Origin of the sequence: Blastomonas sp. UPD001 (assembly GCF_003426715.1) — a bacterium.
Taxonomy (GTDB): domain Bacteria; phylum Pseudomonadota; class Alphaproteobacteria; order Sphingomonadales; family Sphingomonadaceae; genus Blastomonas.
This window is the reverse complement of sequence record NZ_QKVT01000001.1, coordinates 942,735-958,143: the sequence shown is the minus strand read 5'-3', so window position 1 is coordinate 958,143 and position 15,409 is coordinate 942,735. Positions and strand designations below refer to the sequence as shown.

The 15,409-nt window shown below is 64.6% G+C and carries 17 protein-coding genes; 16 read left to right on the top strand and 1 reads right to left on the bottom strand.

All coding sequences use genetic code 11. The features are described from left to right. The first annotated feature begins 63 nt into the window (after window positions 1-63). The 14 genes from nuoI to DM995_RS04610 all read left to right on the top strand — a co-directional run bounded on the left by nuoI (window position 64) and on the right by DM995_RS04610 (window position 12,622). Entirely contained in the window at window positions 64-543 is a 480-nt protein-coding gene (gene nuoI / locus DM995_RS04670) for an NADH-quinone oxidoreductase subunit NuoI (protein WP_066275282.1), read from the top strand. 107 nt (window positions 544-650) lie between these two features. After that, complete coding sequence (locus tag DM995_RS04665; RefSeq protein WP_023837691.1) at window positions 651-1,265, top strand: NADH-quinone oxidoreductase subunit J; 615 nt, start codon at window positions 651-653, stop codon at window positions 1,263-1,265. Further along, complete coding sequence (nuoK, locus tag DM995_RS04660) at window positions 1,262-1,567, top strand: NADH-quinone oxidoreductase subunit NuoK (protein ID WP_017671024.1); 306 nt, start codon at window positions 1,262-1,264, stop codon at window positions 1,565-1,567. The genes DM995_RS04665 and nuoK overlap by 4 nt, the downstream gene beginning before the upstream one ends. Window positions 1,568-1,572: 5 nt before the next feature. After that, a complete protein-coding gene (gene nuoL, locus DM995_RS04655; protein ID WP_116968652.1) occupies window positions 1,573-3,570 on the top strand; it encodes an NADH-quinone oxidoreductase subunit L in 1,998 nt (665 codons plus the stop codon). Window position 3,571: 1 nt separating this feature from the next. Continuing rightward, the gene (locus DM995_RS04650) at window positions 3,572-5,113 is read left to right on the top strand and encodes an NADH-quinone oxidoreductase subunit M (protein ID WP_023837689.1); all 1,542 of its coding nucleotides are present in this window, start codon (window positions 3,572-3,574) and stop codon (window positions 5,111-5,113) included. After that, entirely contained in the window at window positions 5,113-6,576 is a 1,464-nt protein-coding gene (nuoN, locus tag DM995_RS04645; protein ID WP_116968651.1) for an NADH-quinone oxidoreductase subunit NuoN, read from the top strand. The genes DM995_RS04650 and nuoN overlap by 1 nt, the downstream gene beginning before the upstream one ends. Next, the gene (locus tag DM995_RS04640; protein WP_116968650.1) at window positions 6,573-7,283 is read left to right on the top strand and encodes a biotin--[acetyl-CoA-carboxylase] ligase; all 711 of its coding nucleotides are present in this window, start codon (window positions 6,573-6,575) and stop codon (window positions 7,281-7,283) included. The genes nuoN and DM995_RS04640 overlap by 4 nt, the downstream gene beginning before the upstream one ends. Window positions 7,284-7,315: 32 nt before the next feature. Further along, complete coding sequence (locus DM995_RS04635; RefSeq protein ID WP_023837686.1) at window positions 7,316-8,092, top strand: type III pantothenate kinase; 777 nt, start codon at window positions 7,316-7,318, stop codon at window positions 8,090-8,092. A 4-nt stretch (window positions 8,093-8,096) separates the two neighbouring features. Then, entirely contained in the window at window positions 8,097-9,767 is a 1,671-nt protein-coding gene (locus DM995_RS04630; protein ID WP_023837685.1) for a ribonuclease J, read from the top strand. 35 nt (window positions 9,768-9,802) lie between these two features. After that, complete coding sequence (locus DM995_RS04625) at window positions 9,803-10,081, top strand: DUF1467 family protein (protein ID WP_023837684.1); 279 nt, start codon at window positions 9,803-9,805, stop codon at window positions 10,079-10,081. A 169-nt stretch (window positions 10,082-10,250) separates the two neighbouring features. Further along, window positions 10,251-10,418 carry a hypothetical protein gene (locus DM995_RS21125; protein WP_023837683.1) on the top strand — a complete coding sequence of 56 codons (168 nt, stop codon included), beginning with the start codon at window positions 10,251-10,253 and terminating at the stop codon, window positions 10,416-10,418. Window positions 10,419-10,585: 167 nt separating this feature from the next. Next, entirely contained in the window at window positions 10,586-10,795 is a 210-nt protein-coding gene (locus DM995_RS04620) for a cold-shock protein (protein WP_031317999.1), read from the top strand. Window positions 10,796-10,987: 192 nt separating this feature from the next. After that, on the top strand, window positions 10,988-11,431 hold the full coding sequence (locus DM995_RS04615; RefSeq protein WP_023837681.1) for a hypothetical protein: 444 nt from the start codon (window positions 10,988-10,990) through the stop codon (window positions 11,429-11,431). Between the two features lie 66 nt (window positions 11,432-11,497). Next, a complete protein-coding gene (locus tag DM995_RS04610; protein ID WP_116968648.1) occupies window positions 11,498-12,622 on the top strand; it encodes an ATP phosphoribosyltransferase regulatory subunit in 1,125 nt (374 codons plus the stop codon). On the opposite strand, the gene DM995_RS04605 is transcribed toward DM995_RS04610, so the two are convergent. Further along, window positions 12,619-13,638: an alpha/beta hydrolase gene (locus DM995_RS04605; RefSeq protein WP_232824059.1), complete on the bottom strand. Its 1,020-nt coding sequence runs from the start codon at window positions 13,636-13,638 to the stop codon at window positions 12,619-12,621. The two genes, DM995_RS04610 and DM995_RS04605, sit on opposite strands and share 4 nt — an antisense overlap. A gap of 188 nt (window positions 13,639-13,826) precedes the next feature. Between DM995_RS04605 and DM995_RS04600 the strand changes: the two genes are divergently transcribed. Together DM995_RS04600 and DM995_RS21675 are read left to right on the top strand one after the other, a co-directional pair. After that, entirely contained in the window at window positions 13,827-15,116 is a 1,290-nt protein-coding gene (locus DM995_RS04600) for an adenylosuccinate synthase (RefSeq protein ID WP_023837678.1), read from the top strand. 24 nt (window positions 15,117-15,140) lie between these two features. After that, a partial coding sequence (locus DM995_RS21675) for a hypothetical protein (RefSeq protein ID WP_198669252.1) occupies window positions 15,141-15,409 on the top strand: 269 nt, incomplete at its 3' end.

The following is a 15,409-nucleotide window of genomic DNA, read 5'->3' as shown; positions in this document are numbered from 1 at the left end:
GCTGCTGTGGATTTTCTTGGTGTCGGGTTACCTGATGCTGACGAGATACGGGGTCTGATTACCATGTTGCAGACGATCAAGGCGTTCACGCTCTATGAGTTCGTGAAGGCCCATGCGCTGACGCTGAAATATTTCTTCAAGCCCAAGGCGACGATCAACTATCCGTTCGAGAAGAACCCGCTGTCGCCCCGTTTCCGCGGCGAGCATGCGCTGCGTCGCTATCCCAATGGCGAAGAGCGTTGCATCGCGTGCAAGCTGTGCGAGGCGGTGTGTCCGGCCCAGGCGATCACGATCGAGGCCGAGCCGCGCGAGGACGGATCGCGGCGCACCACGCGCTACGATATCGACATGACCAAGTGCATCTATTGCGGTTTCTGCCAGGAGGCCTGCCCGGTCGACGCGATCGTCGAGGGGCCGAATTTCGAATACGCGACGGAAACCCGCGAGGAGCTGATCTACGACAAGGGCAAGCTGCTAGAGAATGGCGACAAATGGGAACGTGCCATTGCCGCCAACCTTGAAGCCGATGCCCCTTATCGTTAAGGCGCACTCGAATTCGATTCACGCATGGTCCTGATGTCCGCTGGGAGAGGCGGGCAGGGGCCTGAGACAAGACCAGCTCGATTGGGCGCATCGGGGGCTGTAAAGCTTTGATCCAGATTTTTGCCTTCTATCTGTTTGCGTCGGTGGTGATCGCCAGCGGTGCCTTCACGATCCTCGCGCGCAACCCGGTGCACTCGGTGCTCTGGCTGATCCTTGCGTTCTTCAACGCCGCCGGTCTGATGGTGCTGATCGGCGCGGAATTCATCGCGATGCTGCTGGTCATCGTCTATGTCGGCGCGGTCGCGGTGCTGTTCCTGTTCGTCGTCATGATGCTCGACATCGACTTTGCCGAGCTGCGCGGCGGTTTCATGAAGAACCTGCCGCTGGGCCTTGCATTGGCAGCCGTGTTCCTGGCCGAACTGGTGTTCGGCATCGGCGCCTATCGCGCCGGCAATATCGCGCTCGGTGAGCACGCGCTCAACCCCGCGCGCATGGGCGCGAGCAACATCCAGGCGGTCGGTGAGCTGCTCTACACCCGCTATATCTTCCTGTTCGAAAGCGCCGGCGTCGTGCTGCTCGTCGCCATGGTCGGCGCGATCGTGCTGACGCATCGCAGGCGCGCTGGCGTTCGCCCGCAGAATATCGGCTCGCAGGTCCGCCGCCGTCCCGAAGACGCGACGCGCAATACCCAGCCTGCGGTTGGCCAGGGAGTTCAGCTGTGATCGGTATCGAGCATTATCTCGTGGTCAGCTCCATCCTGTTCGTGATGGGCGTGCTGGGCATCTTCCTGAACCGCAAGAACGTGATCATCATCCTGATGGCGATCGAGCTCATTTTGCTCGCGGTGAACATCAACCTCGTCGCGTTCAGCGTCTTCCTGGGCGACATGGTGGGCCAGGTGTTCGCGATGTTCGTGCTGACGGTCGCTGCGGGTGAAGCCGCTGTCGGGCTGGCGATCCTCGTCATCTATTTCCGTGGCCGCGGTACGATCGCGGTTGACGATATCAACCAGATGAAGGGCTGAGGCACATGAGCATTACCCTCATCGTCTTCCTGCCGCTTCTGGCAGCGATCATCGCGGGCCTGGGCAACCGCATCATCGGCAACGTCCCGGCCAAGCTGGTAACGACCGCCGCCTTGTTCGTCGCCTGCGGCCTGTCCTGGCCGATCTTCCTCGGCTTCCTGTCCGGTTCGAGCACCGAATATGTCGTGCCGGTGCTGTCCTGGCTGCGCTCGGGCGACCTTCAGTTCGACTGGGCGCTGCGCGTCGACACGTTGACCGCGGTGATGCTGGTCGTCGTGACCTCGGTCTCGGCGCTCGTCCACCTCTATAGCTGGGGCTATATGGACGAGGATCCGGACCAGCCGCGCTTCTTCGCCTATCTCTCGCTGTTCACTTTCGCGATGCTGATGCTGGTGACCGCCGACAACCTCGTCCAGATGTTCTTCGGATGGGAAGGCGTGGGCCTGGCCTCGTACCTGCTGATCGGCTTCTGGTTCCGCAAGCCCAGCGCCAATGCCGCCGCGATCAAGGCGTTCGTCGTCAACCGCGTCGGTGACCTGGGCTTCATGATGGGCATTTTCGGCACCTTCCTGGTATTTGGCACCGTCTCGATCCCTGCGATCCTCGAAGCCGCACCCGGCATGCAGGGCGCGACCATCGGCTTCCTCGGCAATCGCTTCGACCTGATGACCGTTTTGTGCCTGCTGCTGTTCGTCGGCGCGATGGGCAAGTCGGCGCAGCTCGGGCTGCACACCTGGCTGCCCGACGCGATGGAAGGCCCGACCCCGGTGTCGGCGCTGATCCACGCTGCTACCATGGTGACTGCCGGCGTGTTCATGGTGTGCCGCCTGTCGCCGATGTTCGAGACCAGCCCGACCGCGCTCACGGTCGTCACTGTCGTCGGCGCGTGCACCGCGCTGTTCGCCGCGACCGTCGGCCTGGTGCAGACCGATATCAAGCGCGTCATCGCCTATTCGACCTGTTCGCAGCTTGGGTACATGTTCTTCGCAGCGGGCGTCGGCGCCTATGGCGCGGCGATGTTCCACCTGTTCACGCACGCCTTCTTCAAGGCGCTGCTGTTCCTTGGCGCAGGCTCGGTCATCCATGCGATGCACCACGAGCAGGACATGCGCTATTATGGCGGCCTGCGTAAGCACATCCCGCTCACCTTCTGGGCGATGATGGCGGGCACGCTGGCGATCACCGGCGTCGGTATCGTGGGCGTCGCAGGCTTTGCCGGTTTCTATTCGAAGGACGGCATCATCGAGGCTGCGTTCGCAAGCGGGACCCAGGTCGGCCAGTTCGCCTTCACCATCGGGGTGTTCGCGGCGCTGCTCACCAGCTTCTACAGCTGGCGCCTGATCTTCCTGACGTTCTTCGGGACGCCGCGCTGGATCGAGTCCGAGCATATTCAGCACAGCGTCCACAAGACCCCGGCCCAGGCCGGCGCGGACACCACCGGCGGCTATCATCCGCACGAAAGCCCGCTGCCGATGCTGATCCCGCTAGGTGTGCTCACCGTGGGCGCAGTGGCCGCCGGTTTCGTCTTCCACCATGCGTTCATCGATGCCGAGCATGGCGCGGCCTTCTGGAACGGCAGCCTGTTCTTCAACGCGCACCTGATGCACGAGATGCACGAGGTTCCGCTCTGGGTGAAGCTCGCCTCGACCGTGGCGATGCTGATCGGCCTGCTGACCGCGATTCTGATGTATCTGGTGAACGCCAGCCTGCCGGCCAAGCTCGCCTCGGCGCTGTCACCGCTCTATCGGTTCTTCCTCAACAAGTGGTATTTCGACGAGCTGTACAACCACATCTTCGTCAAGCCGAGCTTCGCCTTGGGCCGCTTCTTCTGGAAGGTCGGCGACGAGGGCACGATCAACCGCTTCGGTCCCGACGGGGCTGCGGTGCTGGTCACCTCCGGTTCGCGCGTGGCGATGAAGCTGCAATCGGGTTTCCTTTACAGTTATGCGCTGGTGATGCTGCTGGGCCTCGTGGCCGCGCTGACCTGGCTGATGGTGCGCTGACATGAACGAACTGGGCTTTCCTATCCTGTCGCTGATGCTCGCCGTGCCGATGGCGGCGGCGGTCGCCTGCCTGTTCGTCAGCGCCAATGCCGCGCGCTGGATCGCGCTGCTCGCGACGCTGGTCGATCTGGCGCTTGGCATCGTGCTGTGGATGAACTTCGACATCGGCGGCGCGCAGTGGCAGTTCGTCGAGAAAGCGGCGCTGTTCGATCGCTTCAGCTGGGCGCTGGGCATCGACGGCATCGCCCTCATGCTCATCATGCTCTCGGTCTTCCTGATGCCGATCTGCATCGGCGCGAGCTGGGAAGCGATCCAGACGCGCGTCGGCGAATACATGGCCGCGTTCCTGCTGATGGAAGTGCTGATGATCGGCGTGTTCGCCGCGCAGGACATCTATCTGTTCTACATCTTCTTCGAAGCCGGCCTGATCCCGATGTACCTGATCATCGGCATCTGGGGCGGGGCGAACCGTATCTACGCAAGCTACAAGTTCTTCCTCTACACCCTGCTCGGATCGGTGCTGATGCTGATCGCGATGTTCTGGATGGTGAACGAGGCGGGCACGTCGGACATCCCGACGCTGATGGCCTATGACTTCCCGGTCGAGGCGCAGGCCTGGCTGTGGCTCGCGTTCTTCGCCAGCTTTGCGGTGAAGATGCCGATGTGGCCGGTGCACACCTGGCTGCCCGATGCGCACGTGCAGGCACCGACTGCAGGTTCGGTGATCCTCGCCGGCGTGCTGCTCAAGATGGGCGGCTATGGCTTCATCCGCTTCTCGCTGCCCATGTTCCCTGCGGCTTCGGTCGACTATCTCTGGCTGGTGTTCGCCTTGTCGATGGTCGCGGTAGTCTACACCTCGCTGATCGCGCTGGTGCAGAGCGACATGAAGAAGCTGATCGCCTATTCGTCGGTCGCGCATATGGCGATCGTGACGGTCGGCCTGTTCGCGTTCAACCGCCAGGGCCTCGAAGGCGCGCTGGTGGTGATGCTGAGCCATGGTCTGGTCTCGGGCGCGCTGTTCCTGTGCGTCGGCGTGATCTACGATCGGCTGCACACCCGCGAGATCGACCGTTACGGCGGCCTGTCGATCAACATGCCGCGCTATGCGCTGCTGTTCCTGCTGTTCACCATGGCCTCGATCGGCCTGCCGGGCACCAGCGGCTTTGTCGGCGAGTTCCTCTCGCTGGTCGGCGTCTACGAGGTGTCGAGCTGGGCTGCGATCGTCTGCACCACCGGCATCATCCTTGGCGCGGCCTACATGCTCTATCTGTATCGCCGCGTCGCCTATGGCGTGATCAAGTCGGACGACGTCGCTGCCATGCCCGATCTCAACAAGCGCGAGATCGCGCTGCTGCTGCCCATCGCGCTCGTCGTGCTGTGGATGGGTGTTTACCCCGAAAGTTTCATGGCGCCGATGCGCAAGGACGTGGGCGCGCTCGAAGCGCGCCTCGCCTCGGTCAAGCCTGCGGGCGATGCGCAGGTGAAGATGGGCAAGGCGCCTGCGCTGACGCCCGCCGCCCATGCTGAAGAAGGCCATCACTGATGAATTACGAACTCTGGTTCCAGCTGGCCTCGCCGGAAATCGTCCTCAGCATCTCGAGCCTTGTCCTGCTGCTGATCGCGGCCTGGGGCGGCGTTCAGTCGTCGCGCCTCGTCAGCGTGCTGACCGTGGTCGCGCTGTTCGGCGCCCTGGCGCTGTCGTTCAATTTCCTGCTGAACCCCTCGTTCGCCGAAGGCGCGGACGCGTTCTACGGCCAGTATCGCATGGACCGCTTCGCCTCGCTGTCGAAGATCCTCGTGTTCCTCTCGGCGATCGGCTGCATCATCGTCGCGCCGAAATTCTTCGCGCGCGCCAATCTGATGCGCCCCGAATACCCGATCCTCATCCTGTTCGCGACGATCGGCATGGGCCTTATGGTCTCGGCGGTCGATCTGCTGACGCTTTATGTCGGTCTCGAGATGCAGAGCCTCGCCGCCTATGTGCTCGCGAGCTTCCTGCGCAGCGACGATCGCTCGGCCGAAGCAGGCCTCAAATATTTCGTGCTCGGCGCGCTGGCAAGCGGCATCCTGCTGTTCGGCATGTCGCTGCTCTATGGCTTTACCGGCACCACCAGCTTTATCGGCATCCAGACGGCATTCAGCGACGGCGTGTCGACCGGTGCATTGTTCGGCATCGTCTTCGTCCTCTCGGGCCTGGCGTTCAAGATCAGCGCGGTGCCGTTCCACATGTGGACGCCCGACGTCTATGAAGGCGCGCCGACCCCGGTGACCACCTTCTTCGCAACCGCCCCCAAGGTCGCCGCGATGGTGCTGACCATGCGCGTCGCGATCGAGGCCTTCGGCGGCCAGCAGTCGGTCTGGCAGCAGATCGTGATCTTCGTGGCGCTTGCCTCGATCATTCTGGGCGGCGTCGCCGCGATCGGTCAGCAGAACATCAAGCGTCTGCTCGCCTATTCGTCGATCAACAATGTCGGCTTCATCCTGATCGGCCTCGCCACCGGCACCGAGGCGGGCGCTTCGGCAATGATGACCTATCTGATCATCTATGTCGCGATGACGCTGGGCAGCTTCATCTGCGTGCTCGACCTGAACGATCGCGACGGCCGTCCGGTCGAGGAGATCGCCAAGCTGGCGGGCCTTTCTAAGACCCGTCCGGGCCTTGCGGCGGCGCTCGCCGTGTTCATGTTCAGCCTCGCGGGCATCCCGCCGCTGTTCGGCTTCTGGGGCAAGTTCGTGGTGTTCGATGCTGCGGTCGCCGCCGGTCTGATCCCGCTCGCCGCCATCGGTATCGCCGCCTCGGTCATCGGTGCCTTCTATTATCTCAAGGTCGTCAAGGTCATGTATTTTGACGAGCCCGCCGATGTCATCGCGCCCAGCGATTCCGCCGCGCGCATGGCTTTGGTGACGCTCACTGCGCTGTTCGTCTCGCCGCTCGGCTATTTCGCTACGCTGGCGCTCAGCCCCGTCACCGCTGGCGCCGCCAAGGCACTGTTCTGGGCAGCGTGATCGAAACGGTCGCGCTGACCGGCTCCACCAATGCCGACATGATGGCGCGCGCCGATGCCGGCGCGCCCGAGGGGCTCTGGCTCCGCGCTGAGCAGCAGCATGGGGGCAGGGGACGGCTGGGGCGCCAGTGGCTGAGCCCGATCGGCAATCTCTATTGCAGCACGCTGGTGCGGCTGCGCCCCGACGATCCGCCCGCGCATCTGCTCGCCTTCGTCACCGCGCTCGCGGTGCACGACGCGATGCTGGACATCGTGCCCGATTGTGGCGCGCGGCTGAAATGGCCCAATGACGTGCATGTCGATGGCGCAAAGCTGGCCGGCATCCTGCTCGAACGGCGCGCCGATGCGGTCGTGGTGGGGATCGGCGTGAATGTGGCCCTCGCGCCCGATGTACCGGGACGGAAGGTGACGTGCCTGCGTGACCTCGGCGCGATGGTGCAGATCGATGCGGCAGCCGTAATCGAACTGCTCGCGGATCGCTTCGCCGCCCGGCTTGCCCAGTGGCGTTCTGTGGAGCCCGCAACGCTGCTTGATGTCTGGTGCGCCGCCGCGCATAAGCCGGGCGAGGCGATGGCGGTGCAGCGCGGGCCTGACGACCGCATCGAGGGGGTTTTCGATGGACTGGCCGCCGATGGCGCATTGCGGCTGCGCCTGGCAGACGGTCGCATCGAGACGATCAGCGCCGGGGATGTCGATCTTGTCGGCTGATGCCATCAGATTTCTTGTAAGGGGTGCTCGGAATGCTGCTTGCGATTGATGTCGGCAACACCAATGCCGTGTTCGCGCTGTTCAATGGTCGGACGATCAAGGCACGCTGGCGGATTTCGACCGACCCGCGGCGGACCGCGGACGAATATGCGGTCTGGCTCAACCAGCTGCTCGCGATCGAAGGCTATGTTCGCCAGGATATCGCCAATGTGATCATCTCGACCGTGGTGCCGCGTGCGCTGCACAATCTGCAGATGCTCTCGCGCAAGTATTTCGATGTCGAACCGCTGGTGGCCGGGGTCGAACCTGCGGACTGGCGCATCCAGATTGATGTCGACGAGCCGCGCTCGCTGGGCGCGGACCGGGCGGTCAACAGTATCGCCGCGCACGCCTTGCACCCCGGCGATCTGATCGTCATCGACTTTGGTACCGCAACCACCTATGACGTTGTGGATTATACCGGCGCTTACAAGGGCGGGATCATCGCGCCGGGGATCAACCTGTCGCTCGATGCCCTTGTCAGTGCGGCTGCCAAGCTGCCCCGCATCGCCATCGAAATTCCGGGAACGGACGGATCGGTGATCGGGCGCAATACCGAAGACCAGATGCAGATCGGCGTTTTCTGGGGCTATGTCGCGATGATGGAAGGGCTGGTCGCCCGGATGCGCGCGGAAATTGGCCGACCTGCCAAGGTGATCGCCACCGGCGGGCTGGCGGTGCTGTTCGACCGGCACACGACGATATTTGATGCGGTCGAGCCGGACCTGACGCTTCAGGGGCTGGCGATGATCGCCGAAAGGGCTTTTTGACTAGATGACACCCGGTAAAGAATTGTTGTTCCTGGCCCTTGGCGGGTCGGGCGAGATCGGCATGAACGCCAATCTGTACGGCTGTGACGGAAAATGGGTCATGGTCGATCTGGGCATGACGTTCAGCGATCCCGCCTATCCGGGGGTCGAACTGGTGTTTCCCGATCTCGAGTTCATCGAGGAGCGCGCCGACGACCTGCTCGGCATCGTGCTGACGCACGGGCACGAGGACCATATCGGTGCGCTGCCCTATCTGGCTGCGGACCTCGGCGTGCCACTGTTCGCCACGCCGTTCACCGCCGACCTGATCCGCCGCAAGCTGGAAGAGCAGGGGCTGGTCAACGAGGTGACGCTCAATGTCGTCGAGAATGATGGCAGCCTGCAGCTCGGCCCCTTCGGCTTCCGCTATCTGCCACTCGCGCATTCGATCGCCGAGGGCAATGCGCTGCTGATCGACACGCCTTATGGCCGCGTCTTCCATACCGGCGACTGGAAGCTCGACGACGAGCCGCTGATCGGTGTGCCCTCGACCCCGGAAGCGCTGACACAGCTGGGCGACGAGGGCGTGCTGGCGCTGGTTTGCGATTCGACCAATGTGTTCAATCCCGAAAGCTCCGGCTCCGAAGGCGAGGTGCGCGACGCGCTGATCGCCGCGGTCAAGCCGCTCAAGGGCAGGGCGCTCATCACCACCTTCGCGTCGAACGTCGCACGGCTGCACACGCTGGGCGAGGTGGCGCGCGCGACCAACCGGCAGCTGTGCGTCGCCGGGCGCTCGCTCGACCGGATCATCGCAGTGGCCAAGGCGAACGGCTATCTTCTCGACCTGCCCGAGCTGGTCGATTTCGACACCGCCATGGGCCTGCCCCGGCGCGAGGTGCTGATCGTCGCCACCGGTGGCCAGGGCGAGCCGCGCGCGGCGCTGGCGCGCGTTGCCGAGGGCAATCACCAGATCAAGCTCGAAGAGGGCGATACCGTGCTCTTCTCGTCCAAGGTCATTCCGGGCAACGAGATCGCGATCGGCCGCATCCAGAACCGGCTCGCGGCGGACGGCATCCAGATGATCACCGACCGCCAGGCCGATATCCATGTCTCGGGCCATCCCGGACGCCCCGAGCTCGCCGAGATGTACCGCTGGATCCGTCCGAAGGTGCTGGTGCCGGTGCATGGCGAGATGCGGCACATGGCCGAACAGGCACGGCTCGGGCTCGAGCTCGGCATTCCGCACGCGGTCGTCCAGAAGAACGGCGATCTCGTGCGGCTGGCACCGGGCGAACCCGGCGTGATCGGGCACGAGCGCGCCGGACGGCTGGTGCTCGATGGCGATGTCATACTGCCCGCCGACGGCCTGACCATGGGCGAGCGGCGGAAGCTGGCGCTCAACGGCCAGGTCAGCGTCGCCGTGGCGCTCGATGCCAGGGGCCGTCTGGTCGGCGATCCGGTGCTGCGTCCGCTGGGCCTGCCGGTCGAGGACGATCTCGACGCCTTCATCGCCGAGGCGGTGGAAGATGTGCGCGAAGCGATCGAAAAGCCCTCTGCGAAAGGCAAGGGCAAGCCGCGCGGGCCGCAGACCGGCGACGACGTGCAGGAGGCGATCCGCCTTGCCGTGCGCCGCGCCGCGACGCGCTGGACGGGCAAGAAGCCGGTGGTCACGGTCTTGATGATCGAGGCCGCCTGACCCATTTGGGGCGTGGTCATCAGGGGCATTTCGACATGAGCTGGACGAGCATCCTTGCCATCTATCTGCTGTTCTGGGTCATCACGGCCTTTGTCGTGATGCCCTTCGGCATTCGGACCGCGGACGAACTGGGCGTGGAAAAGGTGCGCGGCCAGGCCGATAGCGCGCCGGCCAATTTCAGACCGCTGCGCGTGATGGCGATCACCACCCTGGTGTCCGCGGTGACGTTCGGGCTGTTCTATGCCAATTACATGAACGGCTGGATCGGGCCCGATGATGTCAACATTTTCGGCAAGCCGCCGGGCGGCGAATGAGCCATTCGTCGCACAATTGACAATTCCTGCAATTGGCATGCGACTTTTTCCATATTTGCTGCTATAGCATCGTCATCGCGCGATCCTGATCCCAAGCCTACGCGCGACTGAGAGACCTGCGGCCCTGCTGCTCCACGCTCTTGCTTGTACAGCAAATTGAGCGACAGCCTTGCCCGATATCAATCAGCTCTTCGAGAATCTTCACATCGCGCAGCTGCGCGCGCTTCATGCCCCCACGGGCGGCGAGCGCGAGACGCAGCGCGGCCATGTCCGCCTGCATCGCGCGCGGCTGCACATTCACGCCTATCCTCAGCCCGGCAGCTTCCTGCCCTGTTGACGCCATCGGGCAGCGGCGCGGACACCGTGCGGCTGCCTCATCTTCCCCCGCCATGGCCGGAGCCGGGCGTTCTGGGGGTCGCAATCGAACGTCCGGCTCCAACCGCGCGGCAAGGATTGTCCACTCTTTCAGGTGGCCTGCCGCGTTCTACTCTTAAGGAAATGACTATGCCGATTGGCACCGTAAAGTTTTTCAACGCCGACAAGGGCTATGGCTTCATCCAGCCCGATGACGGCGGCAACGACGCATTCGTGCACATCAGCGCGGTCGAAGCGTCGGGCATGCACACGCTCGATCGCGACCAGCGCGTCAATTTCGAGCTGGAACAGGATCGTCGCGGCAAGATGGCGGCTGTCCGCCTTTCGTCGGCGGCCTGATCGCCTTCCCGGAGCCTGCAGGGTGGCGCTGCCGTCCTGCAGGCCTGCGGGCATGCTTTCAGACGCACCGAGATCGCTTACCGTAGCTTAATCTGTCGGTGCTATGCCGGGGCATCTCCTGAAGGGGCTGCTTGCATGCTCGAAAGAATGTTGCTGGATCACGCGGTACTGCGTGAAAGAGGCGAGAGCCTCATGGCCTTGCTCGACCGCAGCGAAATGCCCGATCAGCAACTGCTGGCGGAAACCCGCTGGCAGCTCAGCGGCCATGTCATGCAGCACCTCGCGCTGAAGGACCGCTATCTCTACGCCAAGCTGCTGAACGATCCGCGGCCGCATGTCCGCGCGATCGGCGAGGAATTCCACCAGGAGCTCGCCGCGCTGTACGCCGACTATTGCGAACAGGGCAAATACTGGACCCAGGAACGAGTGGCGGCAGAATGGGAAGCCTATCGGCACCCGGCCAAGGCACGCATCCTGGCCATGTTCGCGCGGGTCGAGCGCGAGGAGACGCAGCTTTTTCCTCTGGTTTACGATGCCTCGATCGACATCAGCACGCAGGTTCCGCACAGCTCGAACTGGGCGCGCGAAGCCTTTGCGATCAAGGACGCCATGACCAAGGCCTCCGCCCGGCCTTGAGCGCGATCGCCCGCCGGGGCACCTGCAAACTTTTCCCATCGCCGCTTATCGTCTAAGCGCAGCGCCATGTCTGACGCGAATCCCGATATCCTGCCCGCAGGTCTGGCCGATCTGCTGCCCCCGCGCGCCGAAATGGCCGCCTGGCTGACCCGCAATGCGATGCAGGTCTTCTCGGCGCATGGCTATGACCGGGTCTCGCCGCCGCTGGTGGAATATGAACGGTCGCTTGCCACGCGGATGCAGGGCACGGGCCGCCAGCATCTCTTCCGCATGGTCGATCCCTCCTCGATGCGCACGCTGGCCATCCGCTCGGACATTACCGTGCAGGTCGGCCGGGTCGCGACGACGCTGATGGCGTCGGCGCCACGCCCGTTGCGGCTGAGCTATGCCGGCCAGGTGCTGCGGATTTCCTCGGACCAGCTCGCGCCCGAACGCGAGCGGCTCCAGATCGGCGCCGAGCTGATCGGGCACGACAATATCGCCGCCGCGCAGGAAGTGGTGCAGATCGCGATCGAGGCGCTGGTCCAGGCGGGTGCCACCGGCATCACGGTCGACCTGACCTTGCCCGATCTGGTCGATACGCTCGCCAGCAGCGCCTTTCCCTTGCCGCCGGGCATGATCGGTGCGGTCCGTCGCGAGCTCGACATGAAGGATGCCGGCGGGCTGACCGCGCTCGGCGCCGATGCCTATCTGCCGCTGCTCTATGCCATGGGGCCGTTCGAGGCCGCTATCGATGCGCTGGCGGCGATCGATGCTGGTGGCGCGCTGGCCAGCCGCATTCGCGCGCTGCGCGAGATCGCAGCGGCCTTGCCCGACCATGTCACCGTCACGCTCGATCCGACCGAGCGGCATGGCTTCGAATATCAGAGCTGGTTCGGCTTCTCGCTCTATGCCGATGGCTGTCCCGGCGCTCTGGGGCGCGGCGGCACCTATGCCATTCCGAACGGCAAGGGCGGCGAGGAGGTCGCGACCGGCTTTTCGCTCTACCCCGACGCGCTGCTCGATCTGGGCATCGAAAGCGAAGTGCAGGGCGCTGGCAAGCTGTTCCTGCCGGTGGGGCATGATCGCGCCACGGCCGCGCGGCTGCGCGCGATCGGCTGGCGAACGGTCGCGGCCATCACGCCGGAGGACGAAGCCGCCACGCTCGGATGCACCCACCGCCTGGTCGGTCAGGACGCTGTCGCGCTTTAAAGATCCGTCAGAAACGCGTCGACGGCATCGGTCTGCGGGTTGCCGGGCTGGCCGAGTTCTCGGTTGATCGTCATGTGCGACTCGCCGTCCATGCCTGTCAGTTGCACCCTGGCTCCGCCCTGTTGCAGCGCGCGGGCGAGCGCGTTCGACTGGGCCGTGGCGTCCGCGCGCCGGGCGACGTAGAGGATCAGCCAGCGCGGCGCATTCGGGGCGGCGGCGTGGAGCGTCGGCGACAGCCTGGCCTGCCGTGCCGGTTCGATGCCGAAGGCGGGCTCATAGGTCCGCTTGGTCATGAAGCTGCCTTGGCGCATCTGTTCGGCGACATCATATGCAGCGCCGTCAAGCAGGATGACGCCCGCCAATGCGCTGATGTCCGGCCCCAGCCATTGCGGATCGGTACCGACCAGCGCAGAGAGGTGCGCACCGGCACTGTGGCCCATCAGCACGATCCGCTTCGGATCGATGCCGAGCGTCGCGGCATCGCGCCTGAGTCGGGCCACCGCTGCGGCGACATCGGCCGCCTGCTGCTCGACCGGTGCTTCGGGCACGAGCCTGTAGCCGACCGAGGCGAAAGCCCAACCCTTGGCGTTGAAGAAATCGGGCTTCTGCTGGACCATGTCCTTGCTGCCCTTGCTCCACCCGCCGCCATGGACGAAGACCATCAGCGGATAGCCGCTGGCCGGACGCGTGGCTTCAGGAAGATACAGGTCGAGCTGCTGCGTGGCACTGCTGCCATAGGCGATGGTGCGCGCGCGGCCGGTGGTCTGGGCGCTCGTATCGTTCTGCCGCATGCGCTTCGCCATGGCCTGCATCATCTCGCCCTTGCACGGCTGCGAGAGCTGATCCTTCTTCTCGCGCAGGCACTCGCGCATCTCGCCGCGATTGAAGCCGCACAGCTGGACCACTTCGCGCCGGCATTCGCGCGACAGCATTCGTCCGCCCTCGCGTGCCTGTTGCGCCAGTACCGGTGCCATCAGCAGTCCGGCGCCCAGAATGATCAGCCCTTTCTTCATCATCTGTCGTCCTCCAAACCTTGCCGCGCGCCAATTTGCCGCGACAGGTCCGGTCCGGTCCATCCTCGAAGTGCATCAAATTGTATCGCCGAAGGGCGCAACGCACTGGACGCCAGCGCCTGCCGTCACTAGGACAGCCCCGCTTTGCGCGTGGCGGCCCCATGCGCTCCACCATCGAAAAGGGTTGGTTTGTGGCCAATGTAACCGTGATCGGCGCCCAATGGGGCGATGAAGGCAAGGGCAAGATCGTCGACTGGCTGGCGGAACGCGCCGATGCGGTGATCCGCTTCCAGGGTGGTCACAATGCCGGGCATACGCTGGTCATCGGCGAAAAGGTGTTCAAGCTCTCGCTGCTGCCTTCGGGAATCGTGCGCGGCACGTTCAGCGTGATCGGCAATGGCGTGGTGCTCGATCCCTGGGCGCTGCGCGACGAGGTCGAGAAGCTGCGCGGCCAGGGCGTCGAGATCACCCCGGACAATCTTGCGATCGCCGACAATTGCCCGCTGATCCTGCCCTTCCATCGCGATCTCGACGCGCTGCGCGAGGATGCCAGCGGCCAGGGCAAGATCGGCACGACCCGGCGCGGCATCGGCCCCGCCTATGAGGACAAGGTCGGCAGGCGCGCGATCCGCGTGTGCGATCTCGCGCATCTCGATGCGCTCGATCCGCAGCTTGACCGGCTGTGCGCGCACCATGACGCGCTGCGTGCCGGGTTCGGCGAACCGCCGATCGACCGCGCCAAGCTGGTCGCCGAGCTGGCCGAGATCGCGCCGTTCGTGCTCGAATTCGCGCAGCCGGTCTGGAAGCGCCTTGGCGAAATTCGCCGCGCCGGTGCACGCATGCTGTTCGAAGGCGCGCAGGGCGTGCTGCTCGATGTCGATCACGGTACCTATCCGTTCGTCACCTCGTCGAACACGATCACCGGATCGGCCTCGGGCGGCAGCGGCCTGGGACCGCAGGCGAGCGGTTTCGTGCTCGGCATCGTCAAGGCCTATACCACCCGCGTCGGATCGGGCCCGTTCCCGACCGAACTGGAGGATGAAACCGGCCAGCGGCTTGGCGAGCGTGGCCATGAATTCGGCACCGTCACGGGGCGCAAGCGCCGCTGCGGATGGTTTGATGCGACGCTGGTGAGGCAGAGCTGTGCCGTCGCGGGCGTGACCGGAATCGCGCTCACCAAGCTCGACGTGCTCGACGGTTTTCCCAAGCTGAAGATCTGCACCGGCTACAGGCTCAACGGCAAGGTGCTCGACTATTTTCCCGCGCATGCCGGCGACCAGGCGGCGGTGCAGCCGATCTACGAGGAGTTGGACGGCTGGCACGAATCGACCGCAGGCGCGCGCAGCTGGGTTGACCTGCCCGCGCAGGCCATCAAGTATATCAAGCGCGTCGAGGAACTGATCCAGTGTCCGGTGGCGCTGGTATCCACCTCGCCCGAGCGCGAGGACACCATATTGGTCCGCGATCCCTTCGCGGATTGAGGTATTCCGGGGGGCTGGACAGGCATGTCAGAAGACGCAGGGTTCCGCCTTACCGACTGGCCTGCGGCATCCAGCCCCGCGCCGTCGATCGTCGCCGACGAGGCCGAGACCGCAGCATTGGTGGAAGCCGCAGGATGGCGTGTTTCGGCCATCGGCATGAGCCTGGCCGACAGGGCGGACATCCTGGTGCTCGACTGGCGGTGGCAGGTGCCGACCCAGCTGCCCGCGCTGGCAACGGATTGCGGCGTGCTGGCGCTCGTCAGCCTCGATACCGTCGATGCCGCCGACGCGTT